This window comes from Streptomyces sp. CB03234 (assembly GCF_001905885.1).
Classification (GTDB): domain Bacteria; phylum Actinomycetota; class Actinomycetes; order Streptomycetales; family Streptomycetaceae; genus Streptomyces.
In genome coordinates, this window is record NZ_LIYH01000008.1 from 236,873 (window position 1) to 254,323 (window position 17,451).

Annotated in this window: 19 protein-coding genes and 1 pseudogene; 11 read left to right on the top strand and 9 right to left on the bottom strand. The window is 73.3% G+C overall.

Features of this window, described 5'->3' with window-relative positions; translation table 11 throughout:
* The first annotated feature begins 12 nt into the window (after positions 1–12).
* The 3 genes from AMK26_RS31920 to AMK26_RS31930 all read left to right on the top strand — a co-directional run bounded on the left by AMK26_RS31920 (position 13) and on the right by AMK26_RS31930 (position 2,508).
* Positions 13–558: an isoprenylcysteine carboxyl methyltransferase family protein gene (locus tag AMK26_RS31920; RefSeq protein ID WP_073759027.1), complete on the top strand. Its 546-nt coding sequence runs from the start codon at positions 13–15 to the stop codon at positions 556–558.
* Positions 555–1,571 carry an NAD(P)/FAD-dependent oxidoreductase gene (locus AMK26_RS31925; RefSeq protein ID WP_073759028.1) on the top strand — a complete coding sequence of 339 codons (1,017 nt, stop codon included), beginning with the start codon at positions 555–557 and terminating at the stop codon, positions 1,569–1,571. The genes AMK26_RS31920 and AMK26_RS31925 overlap by 4 nt, the downstream gene beginning before the upstream one ends.
* An 82-nt stretch (positions 1,572–1,653) precedes the next feature.
* Entirely contained in the window at positions 1,654–2,508 is an 855-nt protein-coding gene (locus tag AMK26_RS31930; protein WP_073759030.1) for an oxygenase MpaB family protein, read from the top strand.
* A gap of 60 nt (positions 2,509–2,568) precedes the next feature.
* Here AMK26_RS31930 and AMK26_RS31935 read toward each other — a convergent pair whose 3' ends face one another.
* The gene (locus AMK26_RS31935) at positions 2,569–2,763 is read right to left on the bottom strand and encodes a hypothetical protein (RefSeq protein WP_073759032.1); all 195 of its coding nucleotides are present in this window, start codon (positions 2,761–2,763) and stop codon (positions 2,569–2,571) included.
* A gap of 71 nt (positions 2,764–2,834) precedes the next feature.
* Positions 2,835–3,251: pseudogene (locus AMK26_RS31940) on the bottom strand (DoxX family protein); the annotation flags it as partial.
* Positions 3,252–3,409: 158 nt separating this feature from the next.
* Here AMK26_RS31940 and pgm point away from each other — a divergent pair.
* The 5 genes from pgm to AMK26_RS31965 all read left to right on the top strand — a co-directional run bounded on the left by pgm (position 3,410) and on the right by AMK26_RS31965 (position 9,102).
* The gene (gene pgm, locus AMK26_RS31945) at positions 3,410–5,050 is read left to right on the top strand and encodes a phosphoglucomutase (alpha-D-glucose-1,6-bisphosphate-dependent) (RefSeq protein WP_073759034.1); all 1,641 of its coding nucleotides are present in this window, start codon (positions 3,410–3,412) and stop codon (positions 5,048–5,050) included.
* Between the two features lie 420 nt (positions 5,051–5,470).
* A complete protein-coding gene (locus AMK26_RS31950) occupies positions 5,471–7,759 on the top strand; it encodes a sensor histidine kinase (RefSeq protein WP_241838165.1) in 2,289 nt (762 codons plus the stop codon).
* Entirely contained in the window at positions 7,756–8,160 is a 405-nt protein-coding gene (locus AMK26_RS31955; RefSeq protein ID WP_073759038.1) for a roadblock/LC7 domain-containing protein, read from the top strand. The genes AMK26_RS31950 and AMK26_RS31955 overlap by 4 nt, the downstream gene beginning before the upstream one ends.
* Positions 8,160–8,525, top strand: coding sequence for a DUF742 domain-containing protein (locus tag AMK26_RS31960; RefSeq protein WP_073759040.1), 366 nt, complete (start codon positions 8,160–8,162; stop codon positions 8,523–8,525). Before AMK26_RS31955 ends, AMK26_RS31960 begins: the two co-directional genes overlap by 1 nt.
* Positions 8,512–9,102, top strand: coding sequence for a GTP-binding protein (locus AMK26_RS31965; protein ID WP_073759042.1), 591 nt, complete (start codon positions 8,512–8,514; stop codon positions 9,100–9,102). Before AMK26_RS31960 ends, AMK26_RS31965 begins: the two co-directional genes overlap by 14 nt.
* Positions 9,103–9,106: 4 nt before the next feature.
* Here AMK26_RS31965 and AMK26_RS31970 read toward each other — a convergent pair whose 3' ends face one another.
* The 4 genes from AMK26_RS31970 to AMK26_RS31985 all read right to left on the bottom strand — a co-directional run bounded on the left by AMK26_RS31970 (position 9,107) and on the right by AMK26_RS31985 (position 12,453).
* Positions 9,107–9,883, bottom strand: coding sequence for a hypothetical protein (locus AMK26_RS31970; RefSeq protein ID WP_073759044.1), 777 nt, complete (start codon positions 9,881–9,883; stop codon positions 9,107–9,109).
* Between the two features lie 99 nt (positions 9,884–9,982).
* Positions 9,983–10,654, bottom strand: coding sequence for an alpha/beta fold hydrolase (locus AMK26_RS31975; RefSeq protein ID WP_338015609.1), 672 nt, complete (start codon positions 10,652–10,654; stop codon positions 9,983–9,985).
* 72 nt (positions 10,655–10,726) lie between these two features.
* Positions 10,727–12,070, bottom strand: a complete 1,344-nt coding sequence (gene lysA / locus AMK26_RS31980) for a diaminopimelate decarboxylase (RefSeq protein ID WP_073759048.1) — start codon at positions 12,068–12,070, stop codon at positions 10,727–10,729.
* Between the two features lie 11 nt (positions 12,071–12,081).
* Positions 12,082–12,453: an SAV_915 family protein gene (locus tag AMK26_RS31985; protein WP_073759050.1), complete on the bottom strand. Its 372-nt coding sequence runs from the start codon at positions 12,451–12,453 to the stop codon at positions 12,082–12,084.
* A 192-nt stretch (positions 12,454–12,645) separates the two neighbouring features.
* Here AMK26_RS31985 and AMK26_RS31990 point away from each other — a divergent pair, with 192 nt between their 5' ends.
* From AMK26_RS31990 to AMK26_RS32000, 3 genes are all read left to right on the top strand, one after another.
* Positions 12,646–13,452: an aminoglycoside N(3)-acetyltransferase gene (locus AMK26_RS31990; RefSeq protein ID WP_073759052.1), complete on the top strand. Its 807-nt coding sequence runs from the start codon at positions 12,646–12,648 to the stop codon at positions 13,450–13,452.
* 40 nt (positions 13,453–13,492) lie between these two features.
* Positions 13,493–13,858 (top strand): DUF779 domain-containing protein, encoded by a 366-nt coding sequence (locus AMK26_RS31995; protein ID WP_073759367.1) that lies wholly within the window; start codon positions 13,493–13,495, stop codon positions 13,856–13,858.
* A gap of 92 nt (positions 13,859–13,950) precedes the next feature.
* Positions 13,951–15,162 carry a phosphodiester glycosidase family protein gene (locus tag AMK26_RS32000; RefSeq protein WP_073759054.1) on the top strand — a complete coding sequence of 404 codons (1,212 nt, stop codon included), beginning with the start codon at positions 13,951–13,953 and terminating at the stop codon, positions 15,160–15,162.
* A 2-nt stretch (positions 15,163–15,164) separates the two neighbouring features.
* Here the strand turns inward: AMK26_RS32000 and AMK26_RS32005 are convergent, their stop codons facing one another.
* The 3 genes from AMK26_RS32005 to AMK26_RS32015 form a co-directional block, all read right to left on the bottom strand.
* The gene (locus AMK26_RS32005; RefSeq protein WP_073759056.1) at positions 15,165–15,359 is read right to left on the bottom strand and encodes a hypothetical protein; all 195 of its coding nucleotides are present in this window, start codon (positions 15,357–15,359) and stop codon (positions 15,165–15,167) included.
* A gap of 125 nt (positions 15,360–15,484) precedes the next feature.
* Positions 15,485–16,441, bottom strand: coding sequence for a phosphatidylinositol-specific phospholipase C/glycerophosphodiester phosphodiesterase family protein (locus AMK26_RS32010; RefSeq protein ID WP_073759058.1), 957 nt, complete (start codon positions 16,439–16,441; stop codon positions 15,485–15,487).
* A 139-nt stretch (positions 16,442–16,580) separates the two neighbouring features.
* The gene (locus tag AMK26_RS32015; RefSeq protein WP_079277911.1) at positions 16,581–17,447 is read right to left on the bottom strand and encodes a GAF and ANTAR domain-containing protein; all 867 of its coding nucleotides are present in this window, start codon (positions 17,445–17,447) and stop codon (positions 16,581–16,583) included.
* Positions 17,448–17,451 lie beyond the last annotated feature (4 nt).

Genomic DNA, 17,451 nt, shown 5'->3' on the forward strand with positions numbered 1-17,451 from the left:
CGGGAGAGACGCATGGTCTGGTACGCCCTGCTGGTGCTGGCCGTCGGCGTGGAGCGGCTCGCCGAACTGGTCGTCGCCCGCCGCAACGCGCGCTGGAGTCTGGCCCGGGGCGCGGTGGAGTCCGGCCGGGGCCACTACCCCGTGATGGTGGTGCTCCACACGGGGCTTCTCGCCGGCTGCCTGGCCGAAGTGTGGGCGATGGGACGGCCGTTCCACCCGGGGCTGGGCTGGACCATGCTGGCCGTGGTGGCCGCCGCCCAGGGCCTGCGCTGGTGGTGCGTACGGACCCTGGGGCCGCGCTGGAACACCCGCGTACTGGTGGTGCCCGGTCTGCCCCTGGTGTCGGGCGGGCCGTACCGGTGGCTGCGCCATCCCAACTACGTGGCGGTGGTGGCCGAGGGCGTCGCGCTGCCGCTGGTCCACTCCGCCTGGCTGACCGCCGCGCTGTTCACGGCGTGCAACGCGGTGCTGCTCACCGTACGGATCCGCTGCGAGGAGGCGGCGCTCGGCGCTGCTCCGGCCCCCGGTGGCGCGGCCGTGCCGGGCGGGGCCCGGTGATCGATCTGCTGGTGGCGGGCGGTGGGCCCGCCGGACTCGCCACGGCGATCCACGCGGCGCTGCACGGGATGGAGGCCGTGGTGATCGAGCCGCGTCCGGGGCCGGTGGACAAGGCGTGCGGCGAGGGGGTCATGCCGGGCGGTGTGCGGTCCTTGGCCGCTCTCGGCGTCCGCCCGGCCGGCCATGCGCTGCGCGGCATCCGGTACGTGGACGGTCCGCACCGCGCCGAGGCGGAGTTCCGTGAGGGCACCGGACTGGGCGTGCGCCGGACGGTGCTGAGCGCCGCGCTGGCCCGGCGGGCCGCCGAGCTGGGCGTGCGGGTGGTGCCCGGGAAGGTGGGTGACGTACGGCAGGGCGCGGACGCGGTGAGCGCCGCGGGGCTGCGGGCCCGGTGGCTCGTCGCGGCGGACGGCCTGCGCTCCCCCGTACGGCGGGCCCTCGGTCTGGAGCTGCCGGACCGCCGGCCCCGGCGGTTCGGCCAGCGGCGGCACTACCGGATGCCGCCGTGGTCGGACTTCGTCGAGGTGCACTGGTCGGGCGGCGGGGAGGCGTACGTGACGCCGGTCGCCGAGGACCTCGTCGGGGTGGCTGTCCTGAGCACGGCGAGACGCCCGTACGACACTCACCTGGGCCACTTCCCCGAGCTGGCGGCCCGCCTGGGCGGCGGGACGGCCGTGAGCACCGTACGCGGTGCCGGGCCGCTGCGGCAGCGGGTGCGGTGCCGGGTGGCCGGGCGGGTGCTGCTCGTGGGTGACGCGGCGGGGTACGTGGATGCGCTCACCGGCGAGGGCGTGTCCCTGGCGCTGGCGTCGGCCGAGGCGGCGGTGCGGTGTCTGCGGGCGGGCCGGCCGGGGGCGTACGAGAGGGCGTGGCGGCGGCTGTCCCGGCGGCACCGCCTGATGACCGAGGCCCTGGTCCGGGTCGGCTGCCGGCCGGACACGGCCCGCCTGGTCGTGCCGGCGGCCGCCCGGATGCCGCCGGTGTTCGCCGCGGCCGTGCACGCCCTGCAGTGACCGCACCGCTGCGGCCGTACCGCTGCGGCCGTGCCGCGCGCGACCATTCCGGTGCGGCACCCGCCGGACGGATACTTGCGGCATGAACCACCTGCGGGAGCATCTCGGCCGCAGCCTGTTCACCCGCGTGGCGGGTCCCGGCGGCCCGGCCAACCGCGCCCGGATCCACGGCACGCCGGGGCCCCGCTGGTTCGCTCCCGACCGGCCGATCCGTACCGTCCACGGCGACGCGTCGATGTTCATCGGCGGGCTGCGGGCACTGCTGCTGCAGTCCCTGCACCCGCTGGCCATGGCGGCGGTGGAGGCCCATTCCGGTTACCGGGGCGATCCGTGGGGGCGGCTCCAGCGCACCAGCACGTTCCTCGCCGTGACCACGTACGGCACCGCGGACGACGCGCAGCGCGCGGTCGACCACGTGCGGGCCGTGCACGACCGCGTACGGGGCACGACCGCCGCCGGGCAGGCGTACCACGCGGCCGATCCGCACCTGCTGGGCTGGGTGCACGTCGCCGAGGTGGACAGTTTCCTGACCGCCCACCAGCGCTACGGCGCGCATCCGCTGGACGCCGCCGACTGCGACGCGTACATCGCCGACGCAGCCCGCGTGGCGACCGCGCTCGGGATCGTGGACCCGCCGCGCGACCGGGCCGGGCTGGCCGACCGGCTGGCCGCCTACCGGCCGGAGCTGTACGCCACACAAGAGGCACGGGAGGCGGCCCGGTTCATCCTGCTCCACCCGCCCTTGCCCTGGATCGCCCGGGCACCGTACGCCGTCCTCGCGGCGAACGCGGTGTCCACCCTCCCGCCGTGGGCGCGCCGGGAACTCGGCCTGCCCCGTCTGCCGGGGGTTGAGGGAACCTTCGTCCGGGCCTCCGGGCACGCGCTGACCAGAACGATCCGCTGGGCCATGACACCTCCCCCACGCACGGCCGGGTAGAGCGGTCGCAGCCGGTTCGCACCAGCGGCCGGAGGACACGGCCGGGAGCGGCGCCGCTCGTCAGGTCGCCCGCCCCGCGCGGAGCCGCCGGACATCCCGCGCGAGCGCGTACACGGCACTGAGGAGGATCGCAGCTCCGGCCGCCATCCAGAGAGCCGACGCCCCGGAGCGGTACTCGCGAACGGCGACGACGAGCATCACCGTGCAGGGAAGAACGCCGAGGGCGGAGATCAGAACGCTGATGCGGTTGGTCACGCGGACATCATCGACGACGACCTCGGCCGACGGAAGTGATCCGGGGAACCGGCCTAGCCATGGCTTGTGACGCGGTACGCCAGGGACGGTTTGCCGTGGGTGTCCGCGGCGGCGATCAGCAGGCCTCCCAGCATGGAGAGGTTCTTGAAGAAGTGGATCCGCTGCCGGGCGCGTTCCTCCGGGTCCTCCACCGTCCAGTACGCGTGCCCGGCGAGCGTCGTGGGGACGAGGGTGGTGGCCAGGGCGAGCGCGGACAGGCGCGGGAGGCGGCCGGTGGCGAACAGCACGCCCGCACCGACCTGAACGGCGCTGTTGACGCGTACCAGCTTCTCGGGGTCGTCGGGCAGGGCCGGGATCCGTGCGGCGACGGGCCGGGCCACCGGCTCGGCCACCGGAGCCACGCCCTTGGGGTCGCGCCAGGTGTGCAGCCCTCCGGTGACGAACGTGGATGCCAGCAGCGGACGGGCCAACTTTCGCAAAATCGCCATGCGGTGCGGGTGCCCGGCGCCGCGCTGGGCATGCCCGACGGGAACGCCCCTTGCGGACACCTGCGGAGGGGCAGTCGTGCCAGAGGCGGTCGACGGGCGATCATCTCCCTGGACTGATCGCCCAACCGATTCTTCGACGGACATGGAGGAGTGGACGGATGCCGAACGAGCGCGCGGGGCGGCCGGCGCGGCCGGAGGACCTCATCGATGTGGCCCGGCTGGTGACCGCGTACTACGCCCTGCACCCCGACCCGGCGGAGCCGGCCCAGCGCGTGGCCTTCGGCACGTCCGGGCACCGCGGGTCCTCCCTCGCCGGGGCCTTCAACGAGGACCACATCGCCGCGACGAGCCAGGCGATCTGCGAGTACCGGGCCGGACAGGGCATTGACGGGCCGCTGTTCCTGGGCGCGGACACCCACGCGCTGTCGGAGCCCGCCCGGGTCACCGCGGTCGAGGTCTTCGCGGCCAACGGCGTGACCGTCCTCATCGACGCGGCCGACGGCTACACCCCCACCCCGGCGGTGTCGCACGCCATCCTCACCCACAACCGCGGCCGCGCCTCCGGCCTCGCCGACGGCGTGGTGGTCACCCCCTCGCACAACCCGCCGGCCGACGGCGGGTTCAAGTACAACCCGCCGAACGGCGGACCGGCCGGCTCCGAGGCGACCGGCTGGATCCAGGAGCGGGCCAACGAGATCATGACGGGCGGCCTGAAGGACGTACGGCGGCTGCCCTACGCCCGCGCGCTGGCGGCCCCCACCACCGGGCGGTACGACTTCCTCGGCTCGTACGTGCGCGACCTGCCGTCCGTGCTGGACCTGGACGCGGTGCGCGCGGCGGGGGTACGGATCGGGGCGGACCCGCTGGGCGGGGCGTCCGTGGCGTACTGGGGCCGGATCGCCGAGGAGCACCGGCTGGACCTGACCGTGGTCAACCCGGTCACCGACCCCACCTGGCGGTTCATGACGCTGGACTGGGACGGCAAGATCCGGATGGACTGCTCGTCCCCGTATGCGATGGCGTCGCTGATCGAGGGGCGCGACCGGTTCCGGATCGCCACGGGCAACGACGCGGACGCCGACCGGCACGGGATCGTCACCCCGGACGGCGGCCTGATGAACCCCAACCACTACCTGGCCACCGCGATCGCGTATCTGTACCGCCACCGCGAGCAGTGGCCGGCCGGGGCCGGGGTCGGCAAGACGCTGGTGTCGTCCGGCATGATCGACCGGGTGGCCGCCGACCTCGGCCGGCGGCTGGTGGAGGTCCCGGTCGGTTTCAAGTGGTTCGTGGACGGGCTGGCCGACGGCACGCTCGGCTTCGGCGGCGAGGAGTCCGCCGGGGCCTCCTTCCTGCGCCGCGACGGCTCGGTGTGGACCACCGACAAGGACGGCATCATCCTGGCGCTGCTGGCGTCCGAGATCCTGGCGGTGACGGGGCGCACGCCCAGTGAGCAGTACGCGTCGCTCACCGCGCGGTTCGGCGAACCGGCGTACGCCCGTATCGACGCCCCCGCCACGCGGGAGGAGAAGGCCGTCCTGAGCCGCCTCTCCCCCTCCCAGGTGACGGCCGACAGCCTCGCCGGGGAGCCGATCACGTCCGTGCTCACGGAGGCGCCCGGCAACGGGGCCGCCATCGGCGGCATCAAGGTGACCACCGACAGCGCCTGGTTCGCCGCGCGCCCTTCGGGCACCGAGGACGTCTACAAGGTGTACGCCGAATCCTTCCTCGGTCCCGATCACCTGGCCCGTGTGCAGGAGGAGGCCCGCTCGGTGGTGTCGGCCGCCCTGAGCGCCTGAGGTTTTTCCCCTCAAGGACCCGTTTTCGGCCGGTGGTTCACCCTTTGCGCCACCGGCCGAAGCGTCCTGAGGCGCCCGAAGCATCCGGGAGTGGCCTGTTTGGTCACTTCCGGCGCGCCCGCAACGCGCGTGGCGCGTCGTACCGGTTGGGCTTCGGGAAGGCATCGTGTCGGCAACGTGGCGGGCGCAATTACCACGTTGTACGAGCGGAAGCAACCTCTCCGTTACTCGACTTGGCTGGTTATGATCGGCACCCGCACGCGTCACCGCAGCCGGACCGGTCGTCCCCCACGCCCTCCCCCAGGGCTGTGCCGGTCCCGGTTGCCGGCCTGTCCCCGCTCCCGCTCCCGAGGGCTGATGTCTTCCATAGAACCCGAACGTCCACCCGCCGCGCCGACGCCTCCTCGGCGGCGGCGCACCGTGCGCCTCCGTACGCTGCTCATCCTGCTGGCGCTGGTCCCCACCGTGGCGATGGGCACGCAAGTCGCCGTGACCGCGGACCGGCTGCTGGCTCAGTCCGGGCACCTGCGCTCCGATGTGGCGGCGGGTGAGCGGCTGGGCATCCCCCTTCACTCGCTCATGCTCGAGTTGCAGACGGAACGGACGATGACCGCCGCGCGGTGGGTGGGCTCCGCCGTGTCCGAGGACGCCGTGCGCGCCCAGCGCGCCGCCACGGACGCGGCCGCGGAGGAGTTCCGGCGGTCGTCGGCGAGCGCCGGGGCCGGGTCGGAGGAGGCGGACCGCCGCCTCCAGGAGGTCATGGAGGGCCTCGCCGACCTGAACACCTACCGGGAGCGCGCGGACGCCCGCATCGGCAGCGCCGACAGCGTGATCGTCTTCTACAGCGACCTGATCAGCCAGACGATCCGCTACTTCCAGGACGGGTTCAGCCACACGGACGACGCCGGGCTCACCCAGGAGAGCCGCGTCGTGATCACCATGTTCTCGGCCGCGGAGATGCTGGCCCAGGAGGACACGATCCTCGCGCTGGCCGGGCCGTCCAGGGAGTTGAGCACGCGTCGGTTCGCCGACTTCGTCAACGCCGTCGGGGCTCACCGGCATCTGTACGACCGGTGGGTCGTGCCGTTCCTGCCCACCGAGGCCGGCGACCGCTACTCGGGCATCGCCGGCTCGGACGCCTGGCAGACCAAGACCCGGATCGAGAACGAGATCCTGTCCGACCACAAGGACACGGACTCGGGCGTGAAGCTGCCCCGGGGCATCCGCGACTGGGTCGCCGCGCACAAGAAGTGGTCGGCCGAGGTGGACGCGCTCAACATGGAGCGGACGCGGGCGCTGCTCGCGAACGGTGACGCGAGGGCGTCGGAGCTCGAGGCGGAGGTCACCTGGCTGATCGCGGGCAGCAGCGGCGCCCTGCTGATCGTCGCGGTCGTCATCGTGTTCACCACCCGCTCGGTCCTGCGCCGCCTGCGCGTGCTGCACGAGCGTACGGTGACCATCGCCGAGGAGACGCTGCCGGACGTGGTGGCCCGGCTCCAGCAGGGGCAGCCCGTCGACGCGGGGGCGCTGCCGGCGGTCGGCGGCGAGCAGGACGAGGTGGGGCGTGTCAGCGACGCGTTCGCCCGGGTCGTGGCCGTGTCCGTGGACGGGCACCGGCAGCTCGCGGCCGAGCGTCATGGGTTCGGCATGTTCGCGGCGGGCATCGCCTCCCGGACCGGAAACCTGGTGAGCCGCCAGCTGACCCTGACCGAGGAGCTCCAGGACACCTTCGGCGGCGACGAGGCGCTGCTGGCCCAGCTGATGCGATCCGACCAGTTGACGGTGGGTATGCGCCGACAGATCGAGAACCTGCTCATCCTCGCGGGCGGCGAGATCCCCGACCCGCACACCGAGCCCATGCGCGTCGCCGATCTGCTGCGCGAGGCGGCCGCGGAGGTCGAGGACTTCCGGCGGATCGAGCGCCAGGCACTGGACGAGATCAGCGTGGAACCGCGGGTGATCAGCCAGATCAGCCACCTGCTGGCGGAGTTGCTGGACAACGCCACCCGGTTCTCCCCGCCGCGGTCGAAGGTCGTGATCCGGGCCGAGCTGGTGGCCGACGGGCTGTCGGTCGAGATCGAGGACCGCGGCCCCCGGGTGACGCCCGCGACGTACGAGGAGATGAACCGGCGCCTGCACTCCGCCCCGCCGTACTCCGTCCTGGCGGAGAACGCGCACCGGCTGGGCCTGTTCGTGGTGGGGCACCTCGCGGACCAGCTGGGAGCGACCGTCACGCTGCGCCGCTCGGTGTACGGCGGCACATCGGCCGTGGTGATCGTCCCCCGGGACCTCCTGGTCCCGACGGAGCGCGAGCGCGAGCCGGTGGGCGGGACCGCACGCCCCGCCACGGCGGTGGACCGGCCCGAGCCTGCGCCTGAGCCCGAACTCGGGCCGGGGGCCGAGCCGCGCCGCTCCGACGAGGGCAGGCCCGAGCTGGTCCTGCACGTGGCGGCGGACCCGCTGCCGGTGCGGCAGGCCACGGACCGTCAGGCCACGGTCGAGCACGCCAGCGCCGCCCGCCCCGCCCTTCCCGCCCTTCCCGAGCGCGTCCCGCAGTCCCACATGGCAAGGCAGCTGCGTGAGCCCCGCACGACGGACACAGCGATCACGCCGGACACGGCGACGCCTCAGGAGGTGGCCGACGCCTGGGACGACTACGAACAGGGCACCCGGACAGTGGAAATCGAACTCCGACAGGATCAGCCATGACGACGACAACGAACGACATGATCTACAGCGTTCTGGACAACAATCTGAGCCGGATCGCCGGTATCGAGGGAGCCGTGCTCCTGTCCAACGACGGGATCAAGCTCAGTGCCTACCTGCTGGACCGGCCGCAGGCGGAGCGCATCGCCGCCGCGTCCTCGGGCATCGCGTCGACCATGAAGGCGATTTCGCGGGAGATCGACGGCGGCCGGGTGATCCGCCAGCTGGTCGAGATGGACGACCGGTACTTGTGCATCGTCGGATGCGGCGAGGGCAGCACGCTCATCGTCGTGACGTCCCGCAAGGCCCGGCTCGGAGAGCTGGGCGGCGAGGCCGTCAGGACCGCGCAGGCGCTGGGCGAGTGGCTGAGCACACCTGAGCGCACCCAGGCTGCCACGTCGTAATGGCCGACGAGCCGCAGCGCGGAAGCCGTCGCAGGACGCGGCTGTACGCCTTGACCGATGGCCGTACAGCCGCCCCGCACACCGTCCTCACGATGGACACCACCATCACGGCGGCCGTCACCGAGGAGGACCACGACGGCCTGCCGACCGAGTGGCAGGCCGTCCTTGCCATGTGCCCGCCACCGAACGGGCGGGCGGTCGCCGAGATCGCGGCCCGGATGGGGATGCGCCTCACTCCGATGACGCTCCTCCTCGGCGAACTGGCGGACCGCGGGCTGATCCACCACCGGCCGCCCCTGGAGGGCGCCGAGACCACCAATGTCCACCTGCTCATGAGAATCAGGGACAACCTTGCCCGGATATGACACCCCTGCCCAGGAAGCGGCCCCCGTCAAGATCCTGATCGCCGGGGGATTCGGCGTCGGCAAGACGACCCTGGTGGAGACGGTCTCCGAGATCGAGCCCCTGCGTACGGAGGAGCGGCTGACGGCCGCGGGGGTCGGCGTCGACGACCTCGACGGCATCGAGTCCAAGACGGCGACCACCGTGGCGATGGACTTCGGGCGCATCACCCTCGACGACGCGGGAGTCGTCCTCTACCTGTTCGGTACGCCGGGACAGGAGCGCTTCTGGTTCATGTGGGACGAGCTGCTGAACGGGGCGCTCGGGGCGGTCGTGCTGGTCGACACCCGCCGCCTGGACCGCAGCTTCCCGGCCGTCGACTTCTTCGAGAGCCGCGGGCTGCCGTTCGTGGTGGGCGCGAACTGTTTCCACGGCGAACAGCCCTATACGGAAGGGGAGATCAGGGCGGCGCTGCACCTGCGCGATCCGCGGACGCCCATTCTCATGCTCGACGCGCGGGCCCGCGCCGACGTCCGCGGTGCGCTGCTCGCGCTCCTCGACACGGTCATCGCCAAGGCGCGGACGACGGCGCCCGTCTGAGGGGTCACACCGGCCGTGGGCCCCTCGCCGGTTCGATGCCGGGGCCGCCTTCCCGCAGCAGGCGCAGGAAGGCCTTGACCCCCGCGATGAGCTCCTGGTTGTCGGTGAGGCGGTTCACCGTCGACTCGAACTCCCGGCCCAGCGCGGCGATCTTCCGGTCGGCCTCGTCGGCCCGCTCGTACGAGGCCATGCCCAACGCGTCGACGGTGCGCCGCAGTTCGGCGAGCGCGCGGTACTGCTCCTCCGCCTTGGCCTCCAGGACCTGAACCCCGGAGTCCAGGCGGTCCACCAGCGCCCGCAGCTCCACCACGTCGTCGCGCGGATACGTCACGTCCTTCAGGAGCGTGCCCAGGCGCCGCCGCAGCTGGGTGAACCAGGCGCCCGCGGGCCGGAAGAGGGTGCTGAGCAGGAACAGCCCGGCGAGCCAGTAGCCCACCGGCTGTTCCGTCGCCCGCGCGACCGCCACCGCGACCGCCGCCGTGACGACATGTCCGGCCACGGCCGCGCGCAGCATCATCCGTGCGATGCGCGCGGCCTCGGCGTCCCGCGCGGCCGGGACCTTCAGGCCCTTGTCCCGGCTCACGGCTATCTCACCGAGCACCGCGTGCGCCCGGAAGTACACGCTCCACGGGACGGTCAGGAGCAGCAGCAGCCACAGCACAACGACCACCCCGGCCGCCGCCCCCAGCACCACCGCCGGCGGCACCCCGACCGCATGGGCCAGGATCAGTGCCGCCGCGGTCACCACGACGGCCAGGACCGCCCGTAAGGACTTCCCCATGACATCCCCCATGAGCCTGTACGGCGCGGCCGCGCCACGCTTCTCGCATCGTGGCGCCACCGAAGGATCCGTACATGAGTACGGGTACTCAACGCCTACTCATCCCTTGGCCGCCGCCTCCAGGAGGACGCCTACCAGCTCGCGCGGCCGGGAGAACATGGGCCAGTGGCCGGTGTCCATCTCGACCAGCCGCCACCGCTCGCCCGCCAGCAGCTCGACCACGTCACCGCTCGGCTCGGCCCCGTCCAGCAGGCACTTGACGTACGTCGCCGGCAGCTGACCGAGCGGGCGTGCCAGCACGGCCGGTTCGGTCAGCGTGGCGCCGGGGTGCGGCGTCGCTCCGCCCACGAGCCGTGCGATCTGCTCGTCGGTGAGGTCCTGGCCGGCGCAGTCGGCCTCGGTCGGCGGTGCCCAGAACCCCCCGTTCCCGGCTATGGACTTCTCCACCATCGCCCGCCCGTCCGGCCACGCGGACACGAACGACTCGCCGTCGGCGGGCACGTTGGAGTCCACGAACACCACGCGGGCGAGCCGGTCACCGATCCGCTCGGCGGCCTGGCCGGCCGGAATGCCCGAGTAGCTGTGCCCGACCAGGACGACGTCGCGCAGATCACGGCGCTCGATCTCCCGACGATGTCCTGGACATGGGTCTGCTGCCCGGCCGGTACACCCTGTCTGTCGGCGAGGCCGGACAGCGTCAGCGGGTGCACGCCGTGGCCGGCCCCACGAAGCTCGGGCACCACGTCGTCCCACGCCCACGATCCGAGCCACGCCCCCGCGACAAGTACGAATTCCGTCATGCCCGCAACGTAGCGGAGGGCTATGACAATCACGTCCGTCCGTTCACAGGCCGACGTCCCTGGTGCGGAAGTCGGCCAGTGACTCGCGGCGGACGAGCAGCCGGGCGTGGCCTTCGGCGACGGCGACGACCGGCGGGCGGCCGACGAGGTTGTAGCCGGAGGCCATGGACAGGTGGTAGGCGCCGGCGACCGGGACGGCGAGGAGGTCCCCGGGGCGGATGTCGCCGGGCAGCTCGACGCCTGCCGCCAGGACGTCGCCCGCCTCGCAGTGCCGTCCGACGACGGTGACCGTGCGGGGAGGGGCGGTCGGGTGCCGGCCGACGAGGCGGGGGGTGTAGCGCACGCCGTACAGGGCGGGCCTGGGGTTGTCGCTCATGCCGCCGTCGACGGCGACGAAGAACTGGTCGCCCGTGCGTTTGACGGTCAGGACCCGGTAGAGCGCGATGCCGGCGGGGCCGACGATGGCGCGTCCGGGCTCGATGAGCAGGCGGGGTACGGGCAGGCGGGCGGCGGCGCAGCCGTCCGCGAGGGCGGCGAGGACCGTGCGGGCGAGTGCGGTGATGTCGAGGGCCCGTTCGCCGGGCCGGTAGGCGACGGCGTGGCCGCCGCCCAGGTCGAGCTCGGGCAGGACGACGCCGTGGGAGTCGCGGACGCGTGCCATCAGCCCGACCAGGCGGCGCACGGCCGTGGCGTACGGCTTGGCGGAGGCGATCTGCGAGCCGAGGTGGCAGTGGAGGCCGGTCAGTTCGAGCTGCGGCCGGTCCAGGACGCGGGCGATGGCGTGCTGGGCCGACCCGTCGCTGATGGACAGGCCGAACTTCTGGTCCTCGGTGCCGGTGCGGATCTTGTCGTGGCCGCCCGCGCTGACACCGGGCACCACCCGGACCATCACCTTCTGGTGTCCGTGGGGGCCCAGAGCGGCGGCTAGGCGGGCGATTTCGGACGGGCTGTCGATGACGACGCGTCCGACGCCGAGCCGCAGCGCGGTGTCCAGGTCGCGCGGCGATTTGGCGTTGCCGTGCAGCACGATGTTCTCGGGCGGGAAGCCGGCGGTGACCGCGAGCTCGAGCTCGCCCGCGGAGCACACGTCGAGGCCGAGGCCCTCGTCGTCGGCCCAGTGCACCATGGCGCGGGACAGGAAAGCCTTGGCGGCGTAGAACACCTCGGCGCCGGGAAAGGCGTGCCGGTAGGCGCGGCACCGGGCGCGTACCTCCTCCTCGTCCAGGACGTAGGCGGGCGTGTCGAACCGGTCGGCTATCGCGGCGAGCGGAACGCCGCCCACCGACAGGTCGCCGTCGGCCAGCCGCCCTGTCGAGGCGGGCCAGAGGGAGAGGCCGTCCTCGTCGGGCGTCGCCGTGCCGGCCGCGGGGGTGTGGAGCGTGGTCATGGGCGGTCCTTTCAGCCGGTCGGCAGGCAACCGGCTCGCGGGAGCCCGGCCTGTGGGAGCCCGGTTCGCGGGGGCATGGGGGCGGGTACGGCGATCGCGGCGGGTGCGGTGAACCGGGGGTCCACGGTGACCGTGGTGACGCCCAGGGGTGCGGTGAGCGTCCGCAGTGCGGGGTGGGCGAGCCGGATCCACGCCTGGTGCGGTCCGAGCGCGGTGGTGAGCCGGTGCTCGGTGGTGAAGCAGACGGCGGTGCGGCTACCGGGCGGAGTGCGGAACAGCCGTACCGCACAGCCCAGAGGCCCCGGCCGGACGGGAACGTACAGCGGTCCGGCCGGGGCGGGTTCTGAAGGCTCCGGATCGTCACCGCACGGGAGCTGCGCCATGGGTCCTCCTGGAGGGTCCTCGAAAGGAGAGAGACCCCGACGATATGCCCGGGCGGCGCGGTCGGGAGTGCGTCGTTGACGCCATGCTGACGGGGCGGCGGCGGGTGTTGACGCCGTCCTGACGGGGGGTGGCGGCCGGGTTGGCTGTTTCTGTGGGCCGACGCGACCCGTGGAAGCCTCTACGATGGGCCGATGTCTTTGACCGGGACCGGGCTCCATACGGAGCGTCAGCTCACCCGGCAGCTCGCCGAGCTGGGCGTCGAGCCGGGCGGGTTCCTGCTGGTGCACGCGTCCTTACGGGCGGTGGGGGCCGTGGTGGGCGGTGGCGAGGCGGTGCTGCGCGCGGTGCGGGGCGCGCTCGGGCCGGACGGCACCGTGGTGGTCCCGGCGTTCACGGCGCGCAATTCGGACACCTCCCCGGCCCACCGGGAGCGGGTGCGCGGGCTCGGTGAGGCGGAGCGGGCGGCCGTGCGCGCGGCGATGCCGCCGTACGACGCGGACACGATGCCGTGCGACGACGGGATCGGGGTGCTGCCCGAGATCGTCCGCAGGCAGCCGGGCGCGGTGCGCAGCGCGCACCCGCAGACCTCGTTCGCCGCCCTGGGGCCGCACGCCGAGAAGGTCGTCTCCGGCCATCGTCAGGACTGCCATCTCGGCGAGGACTCGCCGCTCGCGCGGCTGTACGACCTCCGTGCGCAGATCCTGTTGCTGGGGGCGGGTTTCGCGAGCTGTACCGCGTTCCATCTCGGCGAGTACCGGGTGGCCGGGCCGCCGCGCCGTACGTACCGCTGTGTGGTGCGGGCCGGTGGGGTGCGGCGGTGGTGGGAGTACGAGGACGTCGCGCTGGACGACGGCGACTTCGCCGAGCTGGGCGCGGACCTGGAGCGGTACGCCGGTGGTTCGGTACGGACGGGTGTGGTGGGGTCGGCGCGCTGCCGGCTCGTGGGCATGGCCGACGCGGTGGACTTCGCGCGGCTGTGGCTGGCGCGCAACCGGTGATGCAACCCGGTCGCAACGTCCGGTGTGGTTCTCCTGGGGGATGGTGACGAGGAATCAGTATCCGTGCGTGGAGTTGACGCCGGCGGCCGCCGAGCTGGTGCGGCAGCTGCGCGCGGCCCATGGTCCGCTGATGTTCCACCAGTCGGGTGGCTGCTGCGACGGCAGCGCGCCCATGTGTTTTCCGGCCGGGGAGTTCCGTACGGGTGACGCCGACGTGCTGCTGGAGTCGCTCACCGTGGAGGGGGTGGCGGAGCCGGTCGGGTTCTGGATGTCGAAGGCCCAGTACGAGGTGTGGCGCCACACCCGGCTGATCGTGGACGTGGTGGAGGGGCGGGGCAGCGGGTTCTCCCTGGAGGCCCCGAATGGCGTACGTTTCCTCATCCGTTCGCGACTGGCCGGTTCGTAGGAGGCCCCGGCCGGGCAACTCTTCCGAGACCTGTGGGAGTTGCCCTTGACCCTGGGGGGACTGTGACCGTGCCGCGTGGCCGTGCGTTTCTGATGCTCGTTCTGGCGTCCCTCCTGGGCGCCTCCTTGGCGGGCGCTCCGCCCGCCGCTCCGGCACCCTCCTGGCAGCGGGTCACGGCCGGGGTCGAGTACCGGTGGTTCGACATCCGGTCCTCGCGCGGCACGGCGCGGGCCCATCTGCTCTCGGTGGACCTGAGCAACGCGCGCGTGTCGATGGGTCTGCTGTATCCGGGGGTGGTCGCGGCGCGCTCCCCGCTGTCCACACTCGCCGACAACGCCGGCGCGGTGGGCGGCGTCAACGGTGACTTCTTCCACCTGTCGGAGAGCCAGCACCCGGGCGTCGAGGCGACCGGTGCGCCGGTCGGCCCCGCCGTCGCGGACGGACGCGCCCTGAAGGCCGCCGTGCCGAACGGGCAGCGCTTCGGGCCCGCCCTGCCGCCCGGTACGAACACCCGCCAGGTGCTGGGCGTGAGCGAGGACGGTACGGCCCGGATCGGCGAGCTGGCGCTGGACGGGACGGTGTCGTCGACGCAGGGCGAGCTGCCGCTGGGCGGGCTGAACCAGTACGCCCTGCCGGTGGATTCGGTCGGGGTGTTCACCAAGGACTGGGGCGCCGCCTCACGCAAGCGCGCCACCTGTGGCACGGACACACAGCGGGACGCGCCGTGCAGCACCGAGACGTACGAGGTGACGGTGCGCGGTGGCAAGGTCGTCGCGGTGGCGGACACACCGGGGCGGGGCGCGATCGAGCCGGGCACCGAGGTTCTGGTGGGGCGGGAGGCGGGGGCGCGGGAGCTGCGGAAGATGGCCGTCGGTGACCAGGTGAAGGTCACGTACGCGCTCGTCGCGGACGGTCAGGGCGCCGTGGGGGGCGCGTACCGCTTCGCCGTGGGCGGCTATCCGGTGCTGCGCGGTGGGGAGCCGCTGAGCGGGATGGACAAGGTGACGCCGGCGGTGCGCACGGCGGCGGGCATCCGGGACGGCGGGCAGCGGCTGCTGCTGCTGGCGCTGGACGGGTCACCGGGGTTCCGCAGCGGGCTGACCGTCGTCGAAGTGGCGAACGCGATGCGGGACCTGGGCGCGTCGGACGCCGTCAACCTGGACGGCGGCGGGTCCTCCACGCTGGTGGCCCGGGAGGGCGGCGCGGCGAAGGTGAGCGTGCTGAACCATCCCAGCGGCGGCGTCCAGCGTGCCGTACCGAACGGCATCGGGGTCTTCGTACGGGGAGAGGACAACAAGCCCTGAGGCTAGGGCTTGAGGCTGCTGACGACGTCGGCCGTGGCGGAGACGCCGTTGTAGATGGTGGGCGCCAGGCTGGTGCTCGCGAGGAAGAACCCGAGCAGGCCGCACACCAGCGCATGGGAGATCTTCAGTCCGCCGTTGCGCAGGAAGATCACCGCCAGGATCAGCAGAAGCAGCACCACGGAGATGGATACGGCCATGTGTCGCCCTCCTCGGCCAGTCGCCGCACCCGCTGTGCGGCATTCGGCGGCCAGTCTGGCGGAGCGGAGGCGCCGTCCGGACGTACGGCGTGTCGGCCGAACGGGTATTACCTGGCGGTGACCCGTTACTCGTCGTGGGTCCGGAGGAAGCGGGCGAGACCGGCGAGGTCGTCGGTGCCCAGGTGGTCGACGCGGGCGGCGAGGAGTTCGGCCCAGACGGCGTCGCGGGCGGGCCCGGGCGCGTCGGGCGTGGCCCAGAACCGTACGCGGCGGCCCTCGCGGTGCGCGGTGGCGACGAGCGCGCGGAGCCTGGCGCGCTCGGCGTCGGGGAAGGGACCGGCGCCCTGCCAGCTGAAGCTGTGCGTCCAGTTGGAGCTGACCAGCGGGATGAGGGAGGCCGGGGCGGCGGTGCCGAGGTCGTCGAGGCGGCCGTCGTAGAAGGCGTACCGGACGCGCTGGAGCTCCATGGGCGCCCGGGCCGCGCGGTCCCCGGAGATCACGGGCGTGACCGCGCCGAGCCGGACCCTGCCGTCCGCGCAGGTGCTCAGCACCCGCCGGTAGCGGGCCAGTTGGCGGTGGAGTTCGCGGTACGCGGCGGCCCCGTCGGCCTTGATGTCGATGAGCAGTTGCACGGGCCGGCGGTGACCGGCGTACACCGTGCCGTGGTGGGCCTTCACGCGGGCCGCCAGCGGGTCGAGGTAGAGGGAGCGCAGGGTGCGGGCGGGGTCGAGCTGTGCGGGCTCGTGGGCGACGAGGAGTTCGCCGTCGACGAGGAATATGTCGGCCTCGATGCTGGTGAAGCCGTGCGACAGGGCGTCGTACAGGGGCCGCCGGTGCAGGTAGTCGTTGTGCGCGTGGGCACGGCGGAGGGGGCGTACGGGCTCGGGGTGTACGGGCGCGGCGTGTACGGCGGCGGGGTGCGTGGGCGTGGGGTGCGTGGGCGTGGGGTGCACGCGGGTTGGGTGCGTGGGCGTGGGGTGCACGGGCGCCGGATGCGCGGCCGCCCGTTGGACCGGCAGTGCGAGGGTGGTGGCCGCGGTGGCGAGGGTGACGACGGCGGAACGGCGGGACAGCGGTGCCACGGAGGCCTCCGGGGGACGAGGGGCGGAGGGACGGGACCGAGTATGGCGGCCCCGCCCCTCCGACCGCTGAGCCCGTACGCGGAGTTGGCCGGTACGTGGCCGCCGCGTCCCTCCTGGTCCGCCTCGCGGGCACACGGGCTCAGCGGCGGCGGGCCCTCGTCATGTCCGGGTGGCGCGCCGCGTGGTGCAGGTGCTCGAGCGCGTCGAGGACGACCGTACGGTCGTACCAGGCCAGCCAGCGGCCGACCTCGCGGCCCGTGTGCTCAAGGGCCCTGCGCTGCGCGGCGTGGAGGTCCTGGATGGGCCGCTCGAAATGGGCGGAGACCATGCCGACGCAACGCCCGCCGCTGATCAGCGGCACGCTGTGGGCGGAACGGCTGCCCGCCTCCAGGATCGCCCGGCGGGCGTCCTCGGTGAACACCGGGTCCGTGGCGACGTCGCGCACGGTGACCTGCTGCATGTCCTTGGCCGCCTGCGCGCAGGCCGTTCCCTCGTCGCCGACGAAGTCGAAGAAGTCCACGAAGTCCTCGCTGAGCCCCGCGTGCTTCTCCAGCCACAGCCCGCCCGCCGCGTGGTCCCCGACCTGCACATTGCCCATGTGCGTGGAGGTGACGGCCAGCGTCTGGGACAGGACCGCACCGAGCACGGCGCCCCGGTGCGCGCGGGAGGCGTCGTCGATGGCGAGCGAGTCCAGGGCGGGGGCAGGGTGCCTCACCCGGCCCGGGAACCACTGGTCCGCCCGGTCGTCGGGCCGCTCGAGGCGGACGACGGCGCCGGCGAGGGTGCGCAGCCTCACGTTGAAGCGTTGTGAGGCGTGCTGCAACAGGGCGAAGGCGGCTTCGGCGTCCGCCAGGCGGTAACGCTCCCGCAGGATGCCCTGCGCCTCCGCGATGAGAGGACGGTTACGGGCCTGGGCCCTGAGGTGACGTACCTGGTCACGGAGGTGCGCCAGGTCGTCCCGTGCGTCGTCGGTGTCCCACGCACCGCCCTTGAACGTCTCGGTCATACGG